Origin of the sequence: Sphingomonas sp. PP-CC-3A-396 (assembly GCF_004343105.1) — a bacterium.
GTDB lineage: Bacteria > Pseudomonadota > Alphaproteobacteria > Sphingomonadales > Sphingomonadaceae > Sphingomonas.
In genome coordinates this window covers 510,734-529,750 of record NZ_SLYF01000003.1, presented here as the reverse complement: position 1 = coordinate 529,750, position 19,017 = coordinate 510,734, and the positions used below count along the sequence as shown (strand labels likewise).

At 64.6% G+C, this 19,017-nt stretch carries 16 protein-coding genes; 3 read left to right on the top strand and 13 right to left on the bottom strand.

Features of this window, described 5'->3' with window-relative positions:
- Positions 1-230: 230 nt before the first annotated feature.
- From C8J40_RS08425 to C8J40_RS08370, 12 genes are all read right to left on the bottom strand, one after another.
- Entirely contained in the window at positions 231-746 is a 516-nt protein-coding gene (locus tag C8J40_RS08425) for a hypothetical protein (RefSeq protein ID WP_132896615.1), read from the bottom strand.
- Between the two features lie 257 nt (positions 747-1,003).
- The gene (locus C8J40_RS08420) at positions 1,004-2,554 is read right to left on the bottom strand and encodes a hypothetical protein (protein WP_132896614.1); all 1,551 of its coding nucleotides are present in this window, start codon (positions 2,552-2,554) and stop codon (positions 1,004-1,006) included.
- A gap of 304 nt (positions 2,555-2,858) precedes the next feature.
- Positions 2,859-3,686, bottom strand: a complete 828-nt coding sequence (locus C8J40_RS08415) for a CoA ester lyase (RefSeq protein WP_132896613.1) — start codon at positions 3,684-3,686, stop codon at positions 2,859-2,861.
- A 10-nt stretch (positions 3,687-3,696) separates the two neighbouring features.
- Positions 3,697-4,440: a GntR family transcriptional regulator gene (locus C8J40_RS08410; protein ID WP_132896612.1), complete on the bottom strand. Its 744-nt coding sequence runs from the start codon at positions 4,438-4,440 to the stop codon at positions 3,697-3,699.
- Positions 4,441-4,523: 83 nt separating this feature from the next.
- A complete protein-coding gene (locus tag C8J40_RS08405) occupies positions 4,524-5,717 on the bottom strand; it encodes a CoA transferase (RefSeq protein ID WP_132896611.1) in 1,194 nt (397 codons plus the stop codon).
- The gene (locus C8J40_RS08400) at positions 5,714-6,892 is read right to left on the bottom strand and encodes an acyl-CoA dehydrogenase family protein (protein ID WP_132896610.1); all 1,179 of its coding nucleotides are present in this window, start codon (positions 6,890-6,892) and stop codon (positions 5,714-5,716) included. The genes C8J40_RS08405 and C8J40_RS08400 overlap by 4 nt, the downstream gene beginning before the upstream one ends.
- Positions 6,889-8,280, bottom strand: a complete 1,392-nt coding sequence (locus C8J40_RS08395; protein WP_132896675.1) for an MmgE/PrpD family protein — start codon at positions 8,278-8,280, stop codon at positions 6,889-6,891. The genes C8J40_RS08400 and C8J40_RS08395 overlap by 4 nt, the downstream gene beginning before the upstream one ends.
- Complete coding sequence (locus C8J40_RS08390) at positions 8,280-9,653, bottom strand: MFS transporter (RefSeq protein ID WP_132896609.1); 1,374 nt, start codon at positions 9,651-9,653, stop codon at positions 8,280-8,282. The genes C8J40_RS08395 and C8J40_RS08390 overlap by 1 nt, the downstream gene beginning before the upstream one ends.
- 114 nt (positions 9,654-9,767) lie before the next feature.
- Positions 9,768-10,277 (bottom strand): MaoC family dehydratase, encoded by a 510-nt coding sequence (locus tag C8J40_RS08385; protein ID WP_132896608.1) that lies wholly within the window; start codon positions 10,275-10,277, stop codon positions 9,768-9,770.
- A 77-nt stretch (positions 10,278-10,354) separates the two neighbouring features.
- Positions 10,355-11,887, bottom strand: coding sequence for a porin (locus C8J40_RS08380; RefSeq protein WP_132896607.1), 1,533 nt, complete (start codon positions 11,885-11,887; stop codon positions 10,355-10,357).
- 161 nt (positions 11,888-12,048) lie between these two features.
- Positions 12,049-12,960 (bottom strand): acyl-CoA thioesterase II, encoded by a 912-nt coding sequence (locus C8J40_RS08375; protein WP_132896606.1) that lies wholly within the window; start codon positions 12,958-12,960, stop codon positions 12,049-12,051.
- Positions 12,961-13,003: 43 nt separating this feature from the next.
- Positions 13,004-14,095, bottom strand: coding sequence for an FUSC family protein (locus tag C8J40_RS08370; RefSeq protein ID WP_132896605.1), 1,092 nt, complete (start codon positions 14,093-14,095; stop codon positions 13,004-13,006).
- A gap of 635 nt (positions 14,096-14,730) precedes the next feature.
- On the opposite strand from C8J40_RS08370, the gene C8J40_RS08365 reads away from it, so the two are divergent.
- Positions 14,731-15,192 (top strand): VOC family protein, encoded by a 462-nt coding sequence (locus tag C8J40_RS08365; RefSeq protein WP_132896604.1) that lies wholly within the window; start codon positions 14,731-14,733, stop codon positions 15,190-15,192.
- Between the two features lie 358 nt (positions 15,193-15,550).
- Here the strand turns inward: C8J40_RS08365 and C8J40_RS08360 are convergent, their stop codons facing one another.
- Complete coding sequence (locus tag C8J40_RS08360) at positions 15,551-16,678, bottom strand: alpha-hydroxy acid oxidase (RefSeq protein WP_243693279.1); 1,128 nt, start codon at positions 16,676-16,678, stop codon at positions 15,551-15,553.
- Between the two features lie 252 nt (positions 16,679-16,930).
- Between C8J40_RS08360 and C8J40_RS08355 the strand changes: the two genes are divergently transcribed.
- Together C8J40_RS08355 and C8J40_RS08350 are read left to right on the top strand one after the other, a co-directional pair.
- A complete protein-coding gene (locus tag C8J40_RS08355) occupies positions 16,931-17,398 on the top strand; it encodes an NUDIX domain-containing protein (RefSeq protein ID WP_132896602.1) in 468 nt (155 codons plus the stop codon).
- Positions 17,399-17,529: 131 nt separating this feature from the next.
- Positions 17,530-19,014 (top strand): carboxylesterase family protein, encoded by a 1,485-nt coding sequence (locus C8J40_RS08350; RefSeq protein WP_243693278.1) that lies wholly within the window; start codon positions 17,530-17,532, stop codon positions 19,012-19,014.
- Positions 19,015-19,017 lie beyond the last annotated feature (3 nt).

The window sequence follows — 19,017 nt, the reverse complement described above, 5'->3', positions numbered from 1 at the left end:
TCCAAGATAGTGGCGGGCGGACGGAACGTGGTGCTGCCACCGCCTCAAACCTTTTTGTCCGCAACTCGGTAGCACTCTTGGAGCCGCGGTGCTGGGCACGGTGCTCAACGCCAGCCTTGCACGAGACCATTCGGGAAAGTTGACGCTGGGGCGATCATAGGGGCCAGCCTGGACAGCACGAAACGACAAAGGCTCAGTGGCTATTCAACAGGGAGCCTAGCTCTACATCCTTAGCATTTTGCTTCATTATAGGTGAGCTTATAGTGAAGCGGTTTGGGGAGCCGAGGACTTGTGATCATAGTCTCTTCCACAAAGTCCGGCCCCACTACTCGATACACTGTGGTGCGCTCGTTGTCGGGCGCACGGAACGTTATCAAAACAGCGTCACCGCTCGCTTTTGCGGACACGTCAAAAACCTGCCCGTCGTTGAGCTTCCACTGAGTCAGCTCTCCGCTTGTCGAAACAAGGATCAGCGGCCTGGTTTCATATTTGATCGAGAACCCGCCTGGTGGACTCGAGATTCTAATCCGAATTCCATCGACAGCCATGTTAGCCTTCCGCAGCCTGCGCGAGAAATAGTCGGTGTTGGGAAGGCCGGCGGTAGCGCTCGCGATCGCTCGTTCGACGTTGTCGCTTCGTCCGCCGTCTAGGACGTAGGAACCTGAAACTACACATTGCGGCGGGCTCGCTGATCCAGAAGCCAAAATGGCAGCTCCTGTAGCCGCCGACAAAACCTCATAAATCATCGCGTGCCCCTCAAATCTTGCCGCTCGCCGTGTCGAGTGTAGTGGCGATCCGCTTTAGCGCATAGGTGGCTGACGGCGCGGCAATACGACTCGAGGTAGCAGAATAGCGAACTTCCGCTTTCTCTATCTACACCGCTTATTCACCCCATCCGGGCGCGGTGAGCCGCCATTTGTTAGATTAACGAAAGGCCGAAACCGGGAGGCGGCACGGGAGCTCCAAATAACCGATTGTGGGTCCAGTTCGCAGAAGCGGTGATTCAGCGGGCGACAAGGAGGGGCGCACCGCCGCCAAGCGAGACATGGGCGTCGATGTCAGTGCGCACCAGCGCCAGGCCGGGTACGGCAAAGCTTACATCCACTCCGTCGATTTGCTCGAAGGGTGGCATTATTTTAAAAGTGATCGGGCGGCTGGCGGTGATCGCGTAGAGCCCATCTCCACCCGCTAGCCACAAGCCATCGGCCGCCGCCGTCAGTGCGTAGAAGGGCACTGTCTCAAAAGGGAGTTTCGGTGGATCGGCAGGCCAGCTCTTCTGCATTGTGTACGGTTTGTAGTAGAGGCGTCGGACCTTGTCGCCGCACGCCTCGACCACCTGTCCGCTGGGAAAGAAGTGAATTAGGCCGACGGTGGCCACGACGCAGCCCGGGCGGCCAGGTTCGGGTCCCACGCCGTTGATCGGGCCGCCAAGTCCGGGGACTTCACTGACCGCGCCTGTATTTGTATCGATGCGCTCGAGGCCGCCACCCCACTCTCCCTTCGCGAGCCCCAGCAACAGGGTCGTGCCTGTATCGAAGGGCGCTGTTCGTACGATGGGACCGATGAGCGGCGTCGAGAGGGCGACGGTGCGCTGCCGCGCGCCCGCGCTGACGACGAGGCGGCTCCGGCTCACCGCAATCACACGCTGGTCGGTGCAGCTCAGAGCCTGAACCGCTTCGCCATTGAGGTCCAGGCGTTGCATCGCGTGCCAGGAACGATCCTCGAGGCGGGACAGCTGGCCATCCACGCCGAGGATGACCAGAGCGGCGCCCGCGACGCAGATGTCGGCCGCCGGTCCGGGCGTCGTCTCGGTACGGCGGTTGGTCTCCCCTGGTGCGACGCTCGAGAGCGTGCCGCGCTCTGTAAGCAGCCAAAGGCGATCAGAGGCCCAGACCGCTCGCTTGATGAAGCGGTCCTGTCTGTGCAGCATATCCTGCGGAGTGGGGGCGGCAGGATTCGTCGCTGCGCGCACTGCCGCTTGATGCTCGCGTACGGTCGCGGCGGCCACAGGGGCGGCCGGAACACGGAAGCGCGTCGATGGGATGGCGGCGGTGCTTATCGAGACCAGTTGCGAGCCGAGAAGGTCGATCGGAGCACCCTGCGCGATCACCTCGCGAAAGCTGACGCGCTCAGGACTGTCGGCGCCCGGGAAGCTGCTCTCCTGCATGGCCACGAGGCGCCGGTGGCCGGCCGCGAGAATTGCCAGCGAAGGATCGCGGCTGATGACCAGCGGCATGGCACCGGGATTGTGGCGGGCACCGCTGATGAAGTAGCGGGTGCCCTTCCGGCCGTTGATCGACACTGTGTCGACCGGCAGCCAAGGTTGCATGATCTCCGACGCGGGACGTATGCCCGCGCGCGCCGCCGCGGTGTCCGCCGTCCGGATGACCGTCGGGCCGCCCGGCCCGGGTCTGACATCGTAACCTTTGCCGTTGGTCCAGAGATAATAGCCGCGATCGTCGTTTCCGGCTCGAACGTCACCGTTTGACGCGACCTCTATGATAAGCGCGCTTGCTGTGCTTACCGCACCAGGCCGCTGGTAAGTCGCCGTCACGTCCGCGCCCGCTTGGATGGGCGCGAGCGCAAGCAGTGCGACGCCTAATAGCGATGAATATCGTACCATCCGGCGGCAGCCTTTCTCCGAACGGCCATACTACACCTCCGCCTCACCGAATGGGAGGGCAACAACGATCCGTGCTCAGGCTGAACGAACGTCCGAGGGTGGCGAGGGCGCTGGCGGATACGAGTGTCTGGAAGCGGATCATCATAGCTTGCGCTAACTGCTGAGATGTCACTCAAAATGATGGTATTTATGTCCTTGAGCCAACCCCATTTTTAAAAGCAAACCTAGCGAACTCTTACTCTCGCGTAGCTGTAAATGCCGAATAAGTATCAAGAAGTCGCCGAGCGCGGTCGACGACGGGTTTGTCGATCAGTTTGCCGTCGACGGCAACGGCACCGAACGCGCCGTCGATAGCGGCGACCACGCGGGTGGCCCAGTCCACGTCGGCGTCGGACGGCAGGAAGGCCATGTTGACGATGCCGACCTGACGTGGATGGACACAGAGTTTTCCGCCGAACCCGAAGCGCCGGGCGTGGTCGGTGTCGCGGGCCAGCGCCGCGTCGTCGGTGAGGTCGGTCGAGACGCCGTCCACCGGTGCGGCAAGGCTTGCGCTGCGCGAGTGAAGGACGATCTGGGTGCGGACATGGTCGATCTCCGCGCCATCGCCGTCGATCCCGGCGTCGGCCTGAAAATCCACCGTGCCGAACGATAGGCGGGCGAGTCCAGGCGCGGTGACGAGGTCAGCAAGGTTGAGGATCGCCGCAACGGTCTCGACCAGCGCATGGAGCGGCTTGCCACCGGCGACCTCGTGCATCGCGATAAAGTCCGATGCGCGCTCGGCTTTGGGCAGCATCAGCCCCGCGACGCCTGGCAACGCCGCGAGTGCACGCACGTCGTCTGCATGCCACTCGGTATCCAGACTGTTGACGCGCACGAAGAACCGCGGTGCTGTCAGGGCCGCGAGCGCATCGTGGATCGTATCGCGCGCGGCGACTTTGCGGTCGGGGAGGACCGCGTCTTCGAGATCGATCACCACCATATCCGCGCCGCTCGCGCGCGCCTTTTCGAAACGCTCGGCACGATCGCCGGGGACGAACAGGATACTGCGGGCGGCAATGGTCATGAAAAATCCTCTACAGGCCGGATACGGGATCGCGGCGGAAGGTCTGGGAATAGGAATAACGGTCCGCGGGATGCGTATTGATCGCCATCTCGACGATCTCGCCGCGGGCGTTCAGATACTGGCGGGTCAGGCGGAGGCCCGGCGCACCGGTCTCGGTTTCGAGCAATTCGGCGATCGGCGCAGGGATCGCCACCGCTTCAATATGCTGGCGAACCTCGGCGACGCGCTCGCCGAACTGTTCCTCGATCCGGCTGAAGATCGGCACGTCGCCGACATCGTCGTCGAGCTTCAGACTACGGAACGCGGGGTGGAGATAGATGTCCGAATAGGAGATCGGACTGGTCCCGGCGGCGCGGCGCAGCGCCATGAGATGCAGCCAGGTCTGGCCCAACGTCGCGCCGACCTGTTCGGCGAGCGGTCCGTCCAGCGCGATCGTCTCACGCGCGATGATCGTGAGGCTGGTCTCGTTGGTGTATTGCTGGAGGTCGGAAAGCCCCTCCATAACCTGGCGATACGCAGCCGGGCGCGACAGCCCGAGGACGCGCGTGCCGACTCCGGCCTGACGCGAGACCATGCCCGATTGCACGAGCCGTTTGATCGCCTCGCGCACGGTGAAGCGGCTCGCGCCGAACTGGTCGCAGAGCTCGAACTCGGTCGGCAGCAGCGTGCCGATAGGATACCGCCCATCCTCGATCTCGTTGATCAATGTCTGCGCGAGCTGCAGGTAACGCGGTTGCTGACGAAGCTGGGGCATCGAATATCCATCGGTCGCTTTGTCGGGTGATCCGGACAATAGCACACCGTCCAATGCCTTGGCGTTCGATGCAAGCGCGGGTGTCACCGTACCGCGCCGCGGGTCCGCAGAGCTGCCACGTCGTGATCGGTGTAGCCCAGCGTAGCGAGGATGGCGTCGGTATCCGCACCGAGTGCTGGGGCAGCCTTGTCCGGATGTTCGACGCCGCCCGCGCGGATCGACGAGGCGATGCCGGGCAGGGGGCCGTGCTCGGGATGCTGGAAGTCGACGATCCGCTTCGATTCCGCAAGAAACGGATTGTCGAGCGCCTGCTGGACGTCGAGCACCGGCGCGGCCGGCACGCGGCCTTCGAACAGCTGCATCCAGTCCGCCGTGGTGCGGGTCGACAACACCGCATCGAGATCGGCGTTGAACGCGGGCCTGTTCTCCAGCCGCGCGGCAAAGGTCGCATAGCGCGGATCGGTCGCCCATTCGGGACGCTCGATCAGCCCGCACAGGACCTCGAAGAACTTCTCCTTGTTGCACATCACGAAGATCCAGCCATCGCTGGTCGTGTAGAGTTGGCTGGGGGTGAGCGAGGGATGGCTCGATCGCGACGTGCGTTCGACGGTCACGCCGCCGTTGAGATACCATTCGGCGACATAGTTGAGGTTGCCGAGCGCGACGTCGAACAGGCTGACGTCCAGATCGCGACCGATCCCGCTCGCGCGCGCCGAGACGACGCCAGCGAGGATCGCGAGCGCGGCCGTGGTGCCGGTCATGAAGTCGACGATCGACAGACCGAAGCGCGCGGGAGGCGTCCCCGGCTCACCGGTCAGCGACAGGTAGCCCGCCTCGGCCTGCATCAAATAGTCGTAGCCGGGCCACGCCGCGCGGCTGCCGGTGCGGCCATAGGCCGAGAGGTGGACGCAGGCGATCGCCGGGTTGAACTGCGATAGCGCGGCATAGTCGAGCCCGAGCTTTGCCGGCAGGTCGCCGCGCAGATTGTTAAACACCACGTCTGATTCCGCGACGAGCTTTTCCAGCACGGCGCGCCCGTCCGCGCTCTTCAGGTCGAGGCCGATGCTGCGCTTGTTGCGGTTGAGCGATTCGTAGAAATGGCTGTCGCCCGGCGCGAAGAAGTACGGGCCGACATGTCGCCCGATATCGCCGCCATCCTTGTGATTCTCGATCTTGATGACCTCGGCCCCGAGATCGGCGAGCTGCTGCGTGCCGAACGGCCCTGCGCCATATTGTTCGACCGCGACGATGCGGAGGCCCGCGAGTGGCTGGCTCATGCCGGGTTCCGCGCGATAATTTGCTTGGCGATGATGATGCGTTGCAGTTCGTTGGTGCCCTCGCCAATCGTCAGCAAAGGTGCGTCGCGGTAGAGCCGCTCGACATTATATTCCTTCGAATAGCCGTAGCCGCCGAAGATCCGCATCGCCTCGATCGCATTTTCCAGCCCCGCTTCGGTCGCGAAATACTTGGCCATGCCGGCTTCCATGTCGCAACGCTCGCCGCGGTCATACGCCTTGGCGGCGGCTTCAGTGAGCAGGCGGGCGGCATAGGTGCGCGTCGTCATCTCGCCCAGTTTCAGCTGGATCGCCTGATGCTCGCAGATCGGCTTGGCAAAGGTCTTTCGTGTTTGCGAATAGGCGACCGCTTCATCCAGCGCCGCCTGTGCGATGCCGACGCCGCGCGCCGCGACGTTGATCCGGCCGAGTTCGAGCCCGCCCAGCACCTGCTTCAGGCCGACGCCTTCGATCCCACCGATCAGCCGATCGACCGGCACGCGGTACCCGTCGAACGTCAGCGCGTTGCTGTCGATGCCCTTGTAGCCGAGCTTCTCCAGCTTCTTCGACACGATGAAGCCGTCGCCCTTCTCGGCGATCAGCAGGCTCATGCCCTTGTGGCGCGGCTCGGCGGCCGTGTCGGTCTTGACCAGCAACAGGATGGTGTTGCCCGAGCCCGAATTGGTGATCCACATCTTGCTGCCGTTGACCACATAGTCGTCGCCGTCGCGCACTGCGGTGGTGCGGATCGCCTGGAGGTCGGTGCCCGCATCGGGCTCGGTCAGGCCGATGCCGCCGCGCAGTTCGCCGGTCGCGAACTTCGGCAGGTAATGATCCTTCTGTGCCTCGGTGCCGCAGCGCTGGACCGTCATCGCCATGATCATGTGGCTGTTGATGATGCCAGCGACAGACATCCACACGGTCGAGATCTTCTCGATGATCCGCGCATAGGTCAGCGTGGAGATGCCGAACCCGCCGAATTCGGGCGCGATCATCAGGCCGAACAGGCCCATCTCCTTCATCGTGTCGACGATCTTCTGCGGGTATTCGTCGTCATGCTCGAGCTGATGGACGAACGGCCTAACATCGGTTTCGAGGAACTTGTCGATCGAATCGAGGATCATGATCTCTTCGTCGGTCATCGCGCCATCGGCGGCGATCGAGTTTGCCAGGGTCATACGGATACTCCTTGAGGGGCAGTGGCGCCGGCGAGGATGTCGCCGAGCGCGGAAGCGGGGTGCCGGTCCATGTCGAGCACGGCGGCGCGGATGTGCGCGGCGCGCGTCGCGTTGACCGTGCGCGCGGCGTTCTCGAAATATTTGGCGTCGATGTCGGCGTTGCTGAGCGGCCGGTCGGACGCACCGCGGTTGATCGCCTCGCGGTGGCGCAGCATGCGGCCGTCGTGGGTTTGGACGATGACTTCGCCGGTGAAGTGTTTGGGATAATCGCTGTCCGGGTCGATCGCGTACTCGACGCGCGTCGCCAGATCGAGCACCGCCGGATCGTTCAGTGCCGCCGGATCGAGCGCATCGAGCGTGAACTTGCCCGTCAACAGCGCGGTCGCGACCGTGTAGGGGATCGAGAATTGCGCGTCGTAGCCGGTTCGTGGCGTCCGCTTGGGGGCGACTGGCTCGCAGACGATCGGGATGACCGCCTCGGGTACCAGTACGATGACCTTGGCGATATCGGCCGCGGTCAGATCGTATTCCGTGCGCAACGCGATCGCCGCATCGATCGCGGCATGCGTCATATGGCAGGCCGGCAGCGGCTTCACCGATACCGCCTCGATCTCCCAGGTCTCGCCGAGCGCTTCGGTCGCTTGCGCGAGCAGGGCAGGGGTGGCGTCGCGCAGATACAGCGCATACAGACCGAAACGGCCTTCATACGCAGCAGGCGGTCCGACGAAGCCGCGCTTGGCGAGCGTGGCGGCGGTCAATGCCGAGCTTGCCGCCCAGCCGGGATGCAGGCGCTTGGTCCACGCACCGTCGGCCAGAAACTCCAGACTTCCGCCGGCCATCGACAGCACGATCCCCTGCGCCATCGCGATCTGCTGCGCGTCCAGCCCGAGCAACCTGCCGGCGGCGAGCGTCGATCCGAATGCGCCAATCAACCCGGTCGGGTGGAAGCCGAAGGAGTGGAACCCGCCCGCGCCGACGGCGGCGACCCGCGTCGAGACCTCCATCGCTGCGATATAGGCGACAAGCAAGTCGCCGCCTGAGGCGCCCGCCTTGTCCGCTGCAACGAGTGCTGTCGGGAAGGCACTGACGGTCGCGTGGATGATCCCACGCGAATGCGTGTCGTCATAGTCGAGGCCGTGCGTGACGAGCCCGTTCATCAGCGCCGCGTCGCGCATCGCCAGCGTACGGCCATATCCGAGTACCGGCGCCGTGCCGCTGCCCAGGTCGCCCGCGGCGGCGAACGTTGCCTCGGCCCAGTCTGCGCCGACTGCCGCTAGACCGGTGCCGACTGGATCCAGGATCAGGTAGCGCGCGCGCTCCCGGACCCGCTCGGGAATGGCGTCGAGCGTCAGGCCAGTCGCGAACTCGGCGAAGGTTTGCGAAAGCATCACTTGGCAGCCCCCCCGGTGACCAGCGAGTCATCGGCCACGTCGTCGAGCGACTGGCCGGTGGTCTCGATGTTCAACAGGCCGACCGCGGCGATCATGCAGGCGAGCACCACGCCGACCATGCCGAGCACGCCCTCCAGCCCGAAGCGCTCGAACAGCGCGACGGTGGCATGGGGTGTGACCATCGACGCGGCGCGCCCGCACATGCCGGCGAAACCGGTACCGCGCAGCCGATAGGCAGTCGGGAACAGCTCCGGGATGTAGGCGAACAGCGCCAGCGTCACGAGCGTGTAGATGCTCGACACGAGCAGGAAGCCCGTCAGCGGCACCATCAGGTCACCGTGCGCATTGGGATACAGGAATCCGAAGATCATGATCGCGACAGCCGCCGCGATCAGCGAGGCGCGGCGCGAGATGCGGTCGGCGATGCCGATCGCGACGATCGCACCGAACACGCTGCCGAACGACATCAGCGTCGTGTACCAGAGCGAGGTGACGATCCCGGTACCGTGGCTGACCAGGAAGGTCGGCAACCACGCGACGAAGCCATAGACCGAGACGTTGACCGCGATCGCGGCGAGTGTCGCGGCGATCAGGCGGCGCCGCAGTTTGGAGCCGAACAGCGCGCTGAGCGGTGCGTGGACCTTCGGCACAACACGGACTTCGGGGACGGCGGCGAGGGGGCCCTTGTGCGCGATGACCTCGGCTTCGATCTCGCGCAGCGTCGCCTCGGCCTCGTCGTTGCGCCCGACCGATTCCAGCCAGCGCGGCGATTCCGGCATCTTCTTGCGCATCACCCAGACGATCAGCGCAAGGATGCCGCCAATCGCGAACATGTAGCGCCAGCCGAGCGTCGGGATGACGATATAGCCGACCGAAGTCGCGACCAGCAGGCCCGAATTGACGACCATGCCCATGATCGACACCCAGCGACCACGATAGGCCGGCGGGATGAACTCGCCGAGCGTGCCCGCCGCGACCACCAGCTCCGCACCAAGGCCGATACCCATGATGAAGCGGCAGACGATCAGGAACGTCATGTTGGGTGAGAAGATCGCCGCGATCGACGCGAGCCCGAACAGCGCGAGATTGAACTGGTAGGACGCGCGACGCCCGAACCGATCGCCGACATAGCCGGCCATGCCTGCGCCGATCATCATGCCGAGGAACGTCATCGACATGAACACCGCGGCCTGCGCCAGCGTCGAGAAGCCCTCCGCCTTCAGCGCGGCGATGACGCCGCCCGCAAGATAGACGTCGAACGCGTCCAGGAATGCGCCCGCGCTGATCAGCCCCAGGATACGCCAATGGAATCGGGAGATGGGCAGACGGTCCAGCCTGGCTCCTGCGTTGACGGCGATGGTATCGGCCATGGGGCTACCTCTCTTCGGAATGACGACGGGCCGGGTCTTCGTTGGTCGAAGCTCTCGCAGGCCGCGCGGGGGGCGTCCGGTCACCAAGGGCGACCGGTCAATCGATCGGTCGGGCTATTTGTCGCCGGGAGATTCACCGCGCTTGTAGACCAGCGAGTTGCGCGTGAACTCCATGATCTGCTTGGCGTCCTGGTTGAACGCGCGGGTGCGGGTCGTGACGATTCCCTGCGTCGGCCGCGATTTGGAGTCGCGGATCTCGAGCACTTCGGTTTCCGCGGTCAGCGTGTCGCCGCCGAACACCGGATGCGTCAGCTTGATCTCGGTCCAGCCGAGATTGGCAGGTGACTTGCCGCTGACGTCGTTAACGGTCATGCCCAGCACGATCGCCAGCGTCAGCCCGCTATTGACCAGCAGTCGCCCGAATTCGCTCTTGGCGGCATATTGCGCGTCGCAGTGCATCGGGTGTGCGTTCATCGTCATCAACGAGAACTGGATATTGTCCGCGTCGGTGATCGTCCGCCCGGGGCGATGCTCGTAAATGTCGCCGACGACGAAATCCTCGAGATAGCGGCCATAGCTCGCGCGGTAGCGCTGCTCGCCAACTTTGATAGCCGAAAGGCTCATACATCCTCCTTATCGCTTTGTACGGACATTATCGAACTTATGGTATGCTGGCAAGTCGATGCGAGCGGCGCTTGGCGTCAGAACGCCACTTCGGCCCTTGCCGCGAACGTGTCGCCGCTATCGCGCCCGACGAAACTCCCCGTCCGGTTGTCGGTACGGAAATGGGTATAGTCCGCCATGAACCGGAAATTGTTCGTCAGCGACCAGTTCAGCCCGAGCGTGCCCGCGGTACCGGTGCCGCCGAGCGGGAGGCTCGAACTGTCGAGATCCTCGTAGCGCACCACCGCCTCCAGCGCGCCCCAGCCGCCATCGAGCACCGAGTGCAGCACGTTCGGCGCGACATAGGTGCCGCTGCGCGCCGAATAGGTCGGCGTCTCGCCGGTGATCCAGAACCCGCCATTGATCGACAAGGCCTTGATCTTGCCGCTGCGGAAGGTCGAGGTCGGGCCGCCATGCACGGTCCGCTGGCCATATTCGCCGAACGCGTAGAACGGCCCGAGCGTGCCGCCGAGTTCGAGCCCGAACGCCTTCGATCCGTCCGCCCCGGTCAGCGCCGCGGACTCGACACGGACGCTGTTGTTGAGCGCCCCCGCCATGCCCTGCGCGAACGTGGTCGGCAGCGTCGTGTCGGGAATGTTCTCGCTATACGCCCAGCCGCCGATGTGGATCAGGCCATGCTTGGTGAGGATCGGGTTCCAGTGCGCGCGGCCCAGGAACATGCGGTTGTCGCTGCGCGTGAAATCGCTGTCGATCGCATCACCGTGAACGCCGAGGCTCGCATGCCAGTTCTTGCCGCCCGCACGGCCGACCGCGCCCATCAGGAAGACCTTGCCGCCCTGCGTCGCGAGCGCGGTGGTGTTGATGTTCGTCGTGATGAACGGATTGGCGGTCGACGCGGTGCCGATGTCGATGCCGCGATCGGTGATGAGATTGCCGAACCGGACGTCCGCATCGGTCTTGCCAAACTTCTGGCGGTAACCGACGAACGCCTGCACGACCTCGGTCGCGTTGCGGCGGAAATCGGTCTCGAACTGGTAGAACAGGTGATCGCCGATCGTGCCGATCGCGCCGACGCGGAACTGGCGCAGTGTCGAGACGGTGATGTTGCGACGGTCGAAATCCGACCCGCCGGTAGACGAGATATCCGCCAACAGCCGCCCGCGCATCTTGAAGGTGAACTTCCCGTCGCGGCTGCTGAACACCGGCGCCCCGCGGCTCCAGTCGACCGCGAGATCGGCGGGCAGCGCGACCCCGCCGGCGTTCACGACCTGTGCGTTGCCGACCGGCACGGGGGCGATCTTCGCGCCGGGATCGGCCGTCTGGTTGGCGACCTGCACGCGGGTCGGCGGCAATACCGGGGCTGTCAGTGGCGGGGCCGCTGGTGACGGGGCATTCGCGGCAAGCGCACGACCGGCTTTCGCCTTGGCATTGGCGATCAGCGTATCGGCACGCTCGCGGCTGACCAGCTTGTTCTCGACCATCTCGTCGATCAGCGCCAGCATCGTCTGGTACGACGGATCGGTATCGAGCGGAGACGCGGTCTGCGCCCGGGCTACCGATGGCAGTACCGCGAGCAATGCGCACAGCGATACGGCGTACGAATGACGCATACAGACATCCTCTCGAGATCGGGATCGTCCGTCTTCCGCGGCGCGACATCCAGGGACCAGCTTCTCTGGCGCGAGATAGTATTAATGTCCGTACAAATGCGCTGTCAACATGGATTTCCGCGTTGAGCTGATTCAGCGCGGATCGATCGGGGTCGAGTTGGTCAGGGCATATGCGGGATCGTGGTGCGCGGCGCGAGGTCGGGTCGCATGCGGATCAACCCTTCCTGCGTCACATGCGCGACCGCCCGCCCGTCGCGGCTATGGAACACGCCGCGCGCGATGCCGCGACCATGCCCCGACCACGGGCTCTCGCTGCTATACAGGAGCCAGTCGTCGAGCGGCACGTCCTCGTGGAACCACATTGCGTGATCGAGACTGGCAGTCTGCATGCTGTGCTCGAACATGGTGACGCCGTGCGGGATCAGCGACGCGCTGAGCAGTGCGTAGTCCGACAGATACGCGAGCACGCCGCGGCGCATCGCGGGATCGGTCGGTGCGCTGCCCCGGAACCGGATCCAGACATGAGACACGGGCGTGCCGGGCTCGGTCTGCAGGAACGCGGGCACGCCGCAGGGCCGGATATCGAAGGCGGACGGCTGGCCGAGAAACGCGACGGCTTGCGCGGAGATACCCGCATAGTCGCCAGCGAGGATGTCGAGCGAGCGCAGCTCTTCCGGCGGGGGAAGATCGGGCATCGCGATCGCATGCTCCAGGCCTGCTTCCGGCCGCTGGAACGACGCAGCCAGCGTCAGGATCGTCGCGCCGTTCTGGCTCGCGGTGACGCGGCGGTTGGCGAACGACTTGCCGTCGAAGTCGCGCTCGACCCGGAAGATGATCGGTTGCGTCTCGGTGCCGGCGCGCAGGAAATAGGCGTGCATGCTGTGCGCCACGGCGGGTGCGTTGACCGAACGCTGCGCCGCCATCAGCGCCTGCGCGACGACCTGCCCACCGAAGACGCGCGCGGTTGCGCCGGGTCGCTGCGGTCCGCGGAACAGGTCGGTATCGAGCGGTTCGAGGTCGAGCAGCGCGACCAGTTCGGCGGCGAGGTCGGGCGTCGATAGGGTGTCGGTCATCGCCGCCCGTACCGCGAGCGCGGCCAGCGTCAAAGCCGCGCGGTCAGCTTGGGTCGGCAGCGAGCACCTTGGTCGGCGCGATCTCGTCGACGCGACCGGCGAGGTCGAGCAGGTCGCGGTGCAGCCGGCCCGCGGCAAAGGCGAGCCCGAACACGCGCCCGGATGCGTCGAAATCCAGCGTTGCTGCGGCATCGCTCCGGCGGAACAGGTCGAGCGCGGTACCGAACATCCGATAGCAGGCTTCGACGTCGCCGCGATCTACTTTTCCACGCGTGCGGAGCGCCTCCGAACACCGGGCCGCCAGCGCGGCATGCGCGGTCAGCATCGCCGCCGACGGCTCGGCGAGCGCTGCCATCGCCGCCGGGGGCAGCGGCTCGTCGAGCGCGCGACCGCTCAGCACGAGGTCGTTGCGGATCCGCCAGAGCGTGCGCGGGACGGCGGCGGGGATACCGTGATCGGCGAGGCGCGAGGCGCGCTCGCGGTCGGCATCCTTCATCGCCAGCTCGACCGCGGCAAGCGCATGACGGAGTGCGGCGTGTTCGGGGGACGAGGGTAGCGCGAGCCCGGCGGTCAGCGCGTCGGCCTGCGCGCGCAGCATCCGTTCGATATGGCTGAGCACGGCCAGCGTGCGTGCGATCACCACGCCGTGCGAGCGTGCCGGCAGGATCAGCATCGCCGCCAGCACGCCGATCATGCCGCCCAGGCCGATCTCGATGATGCGATCACGGACGAAGATTTCCACCGAAGAGCCCGGCGGCGCGCTGAGCAGCATGATCGCGGCGGTGACCGGCGCGATCCGCAACCGCGGCCGGACCGACGCGACGAGTGCGGCGATGCCGGTTACGGTGACGAGCACCAGCCCGAGTTCGAGCGTATCGGTCCGCCCGAGCGCCGCGCCGATGCCGCCTAGCACCGCGCCCAGCAAGGTCCCCAGTAACCGATCGGTCGCCGCGCCGAGCGTTCCCCCGATCGACGCCTGCATCACGATCAGCACGGTGAACACCGCCCAATAGCCCTCGTGCAGGCCGAGCGTCTTGTACGCCGCAAACGCTGCTGCAGTCGCAACGATCACGCGGACCGTCTGGCGCAGGCTGTCCGCATTCGCCTTGATCAACGCGCTGGGCCGGAACTCCAATGGCAGCGTGGCTCCCTCCAACTTTCTGTAAAGTAGTCCGCCGGCGGTAATGCTCGTTCCTGCAATCGTAAATCTCCATGATCGGCTTAGCTACAATTCGATTGGCTGACATCGTCGCCATCCGAGCGATGTTTTCGCGTCAGCCTTATGCTCACGTAGGGCGCCAATGATCTGATGCTCGCAAGATCGGCCATGCCGCATCACTCCCCTGCATCTGACGAGATAACTTACCAAGCGGATGACTTCTGAGGAGCAGGTCAAGGGAGATCACCGCACCAGCTATACGTCGCTGGCCCGCGCAAGCTTGCTCCGTACCGCCGTCATGATTGATCGCTCAAGTCAGCGGCAAACATGAACGGATGTCGGAATTCGGAACGGCAAAAGCCGCATCGGGATGACCGAATGTGGGTCTCCGCGGCCGCTGGTCGCCTGATCGCTGCATACCAAGCTCGTCTGCTCCCAAGGTCTTTCGCATCCTGGAACTCGCTGCTTTAGGAGCTCGAAGCCTTTCCGTTTCTCCGTGCCCACCAGCCCATATTGGGAAAGTGTATGCGGGGAAGGGTTTAGGGAAAGCAGTTTACGATGGTGAACGGTCGCGTGGTAAGCACGGGCGGCATACCAGTGAGAGGGCAGTAATGACGGACGCCGCAAGCGTAATTGGCGTGGACCACACAGGCTTCGCTGTGTCGTCTTTGGACGAAGCCGTTCGGTTCTGGACGGGAGCGCTCGGTTTCACACTTGAGCGGCAATCGGAGATGGGGGGCCATTTCCTCCATCAGGTGACAGGTGTCGATGATCCGAAAGTGAGAACGGCAATCGTCAAGGCACAAGACGGCTACGTGGTCGAACTGTTGGAATATTCAAACGGGTTCCAGAACGGGACGGTGCCCAGCGGCGCGGGATCGATCGGCGCGGCCCATCTGGCTCTGACCGTAAAGGATATTCATGTCGCCATTGCCCGTGTCGAGGCAGCAGGATGGAAGGCGAAAGGCAATCCGCTGCCGATCCCGGGTGGTCCACGGAAGGGAACGTTGGTGGCCTACGTTTCAGGCCCCGATCATATCACGATAGAGCTTATGCAGCCGACAGCCCGTTAATGGGCCGGCAAAAGCTTTGACGCCTCATCATCCTTTTTGAAAGCTGGCGAGGCAGCGGGCAGGGCCGAGGCTCAGCACCTTCTTTGCTGCAATACTGAATGGATGGCAGAAGTTGGGGAGCTAGAAAGAGGCCGCGAATGATCGCAAGTGGGTCAATCTGATTTGAAATCTATTTTGAGATGTTAGCAAGAGCCCGAACTATGGAATGTTAGATCGGGCAATTAGGCTGCTTCTCTTGAGTACACTTATGCCAAAAAACATCAGATCCGGTCAAGGCAGCAGGGATTCGGATACACACGCATCGTTTGGGCCTGTTCAGTAGCGCCAGCGAACATGGCGATCTTATTTATGCCGAGAGCTACGCCATATCACTCCGGTTTTCCCGAGATCGAACATGGCCACGTGACAAGGCTGCTGCATCATTCACGCCAGCGAGAGTCAACGTGCGCTCGAATTCTTCGGTCAACAGCGTTAGGACGCGATCGACGCCTGCTTCTCCGCCCGCTGCCAGGCCGTACAGATATGGGCGCCCGATCGAACAGGCGGTCGCCCCTAGCGCCAACGCCTTCACAACATCCGACCCGCGCCTGATGCCGCCGTCGCAGATGACGTCTGGCGCATCGCCAACGGTGTCGCGCACCGCCGCGATCTGGTCGATCGGTGCAGGCGCTCCGTCGAGTTGGCGGCCGCCATGGTTTGATACCATCACGCCGGTCGCGCCCGACGCGATCGAACGGCGCGCGTCCTCGGGTGTCATCACGCCCTTGATCGCGAGCGGCCCGTTCCACTCGCGGGCGAGCCATTCGACATCGCGCCAACCGACCGACCTATCGAACTGGCCGCCGATATAATCGAACAGGCTCATCGGCCCCGACGCGAGCGCGTCGATCTTGTGGCTGACGTTCGCGAGATCGAATTTGGACCCCGTCAGCGCGGGCAGCGACCATGAGGGATGACGCGCGAAGCTCAGCAACGACTTCAGCGTCAGCTTGGGCGGCAGGGACAGTCCGCTGCGCCTGTCTCGCTCGCGGTTGCCGGCTACAGGTGTGTCGACCGTCAACGCCAGTCCGTGGAAGCCTGCGTCCCGGCAGCGAGCGACGAACTCTGCGGTAAGGCCGCGGTCCTTGAAAATATAGATCTGGAAAACCTTCGGTCCGGCGAAGGCCTGGGCAAGGTCTTCCAGCCGCGTCGTTCCCATTGTCGACAGGCTGTAGAGGATGCCGTGGCGTGCGGCCGCGCGCGCTACGGCGAGTTCGGCATGGCCGTGGAACATTCGGGTAAGCCCTGTCGGCGCCAGCATCAGCGGCCAGCGCGATGGCTGTCCGAAGAGCGTCGTGCCGGTCCGGATTTCCGAGACGTCGTTCAGGACGTCCGGCACCAGCTCGTAGTTCGAAAATGCGCTGACGTTTCGGCGCAGCGACACTTCGTCGTCGGCGCCGCCGTCGATATAGTCGAAGATCGGTCGCGGCAGCCGTTTGCGTGCCATCAGGCGCAGATCGGAAATGTTGTTCGCACGTTGAAGTCGCGTCATGGGCCCTGCCACTGATTGAAGTCGGTGCGGATTGCTCCCGTGATCAGGATGTCGGAGAAGCCATTCCAATCTGACCGCATTCGGAGCGAGCTACAAAACCATTCGCTGTGCCCGTCCGCTGCTTGGTTGTGCCTCCCAACGGCATCGGGCGTAAACCAAGTTCCCGGGTACCTTGGGACGAGTCGATGAAGGCAGAGGGATAGAAGCGTGGGTGTACGTCATCGATTGATCGGCAGGATAGCGAGCCTCGTATGGCGGATCGGCAAGCCGCGCACGATCGGTGTTCGCGCGCTATTGCTGGACCGGGACGGGCGGGTCGCGCTGGTGCGGCACACCTATGACGACCACTGGTATCTCCCCGGCGGCGGCGTGAAGAAGGGCGAGAGTATCGCCGCCGCGCTGATGCGCGAGCTTGCCGAGGAAGTGGCGATCGCCGACCCGGTGATCGAGCGGGTGCTCGGCGTCTATCACAGTCGCGGGGAGGGCAAGGACGACCACATCGTGATCTTCGTCGTACGAACCGAGGCGAGCGGTGTTCTCGCCCGCACCGACCTGCGGGAGATCGAACAGGCGGGCTGGTTCCCGCTGGGCGACCTGCCGGAGACAACATCGCCGGCGACCCGACGGCGCATCGCCGAATACCGGCAGGGTGTGACCGGCGCCGGGGCCTGGTAACGCGGGCGCTCGACGGCTCACCGGACTGCACGATAAAAGCAACGATGCGCATAACGTGAGTTCGCGACGTGCTTTGCCGGACTGCTACCTTGGTCCTCCGACCGGAGCCGCGGTCGGGAGGAGAGAACATCGTGAGCCAACCCATCGTCTCGACCGCCGCCGGTATCGTGCAGGGGAGTGCCGCGGGCGACGTGCGGCGGTTCCTCGGCGTGCCCTACGCCGCGGCGCCGGTGGGTGCGAACCGGTTCACGCCGCCCCAACCGGTCGTGCCGTGGCAAGGCGTGCGCGACGCGACGGTGGCCGGACCCAATGCGCCGCAGCGGACCAAGGCGTTCCCAGGCCTCGATACCGTGCCGCTGATTGGTGAAGGCTGGGCGCCGGGCGACGACTATCTGACGGCGAATATCTGGCGGCCCGATGACCACCGGACTGGCCTGCCGGTGATGGTGTTCATCCATGGTGGCGGCTTCGTGATCGGCAGCAAGGATGCGCCGGTGCAGGACGGCAGCACGTTCGCGCGAGACGGCGTGATCTGCGTCGCGATCAATTACCGGATGGGCGTGGACGGCTTCCTGCCGATCCCGGGCGTGCCGACCAACCTTGGTCTGCGCGACATGATCGCGGCGCTGACGTGGGTACGGGACGGCATTACCGCGTTCGGTGGCGATCCGGGCAACATCACGGTGTTCGGTGAGTCCGCGGGTGCCATGGCAATCGCCGATCTTATCGCCTCGCCACAAGCCAAGGGATTGTTCCGGCGGGCGATCGTCCAGAGCGGCCATGGCGGGATGACGCGCTCGGTCCCGGTGATGCAGCGGCTGGTGAAGAAGCTCGCGAAGATCCTGAAGATCACCCCGGACGCGACCGGCTTTAGCAGTGTGCCGTATGACGCATTGATCGACGCGGTCGAGGCGATATCGGCACCGACTGCGCGGATCGATCTGCGCGACGAGGCGGGCCACGAACCGGTGTTCGGGATCAGCCGCTTCGTCCCCGTCCACGGCGACGACGTGCTGCCCCAGCGTCCGCTCGATGCGCTGGCGAACGGCGCTGGCGCGGAGGTGGATCTGTTGATCGGCACCAATGCCGAGGAGATGAACCTGTATCTCGTCCCCACCGGCGTGCGCGACAAGATCGGGCGGTTGCTGGCGACCTATGTCCTCCACAAGTCGCAACCGCATGCGCGCAAAGTGCTGAAGGCGTACGGGATCGGGACGAAGGGCAAGAAGCCGGGGCAGGCGCTGACCGATGCGATGAACGATCTCGTCTTCCGCTGGCCCGCGCGGCGCTTTGCCGAGGCGCACAAGGGGCGCACGCATATGTACGAGTTCGATTGGCGCTCGCCGATGTTCGGCGGCGAGCTCGGCGCGTCGCACGGCATGGAGCTGCCGTTCGTGTTCGACACCCTGGCGTGTGCGACCGGCGAGCAGGGTCTGTGCGGACCCAATCCGCCGCAGGATCTCGCCGAGCGGATGCACGCGCTGTGGATCCGGTTCGCGACCGACGGCCGCCTGCCCTGGGTCGAATTCGATGCCGAGACGCGGCAGGTCTATTCGCTTGTCCGGCAGGAGGCGCGGCACGAGCCCGTCATGCCGGCCGCACCCTTCCTGCCCTGAGGA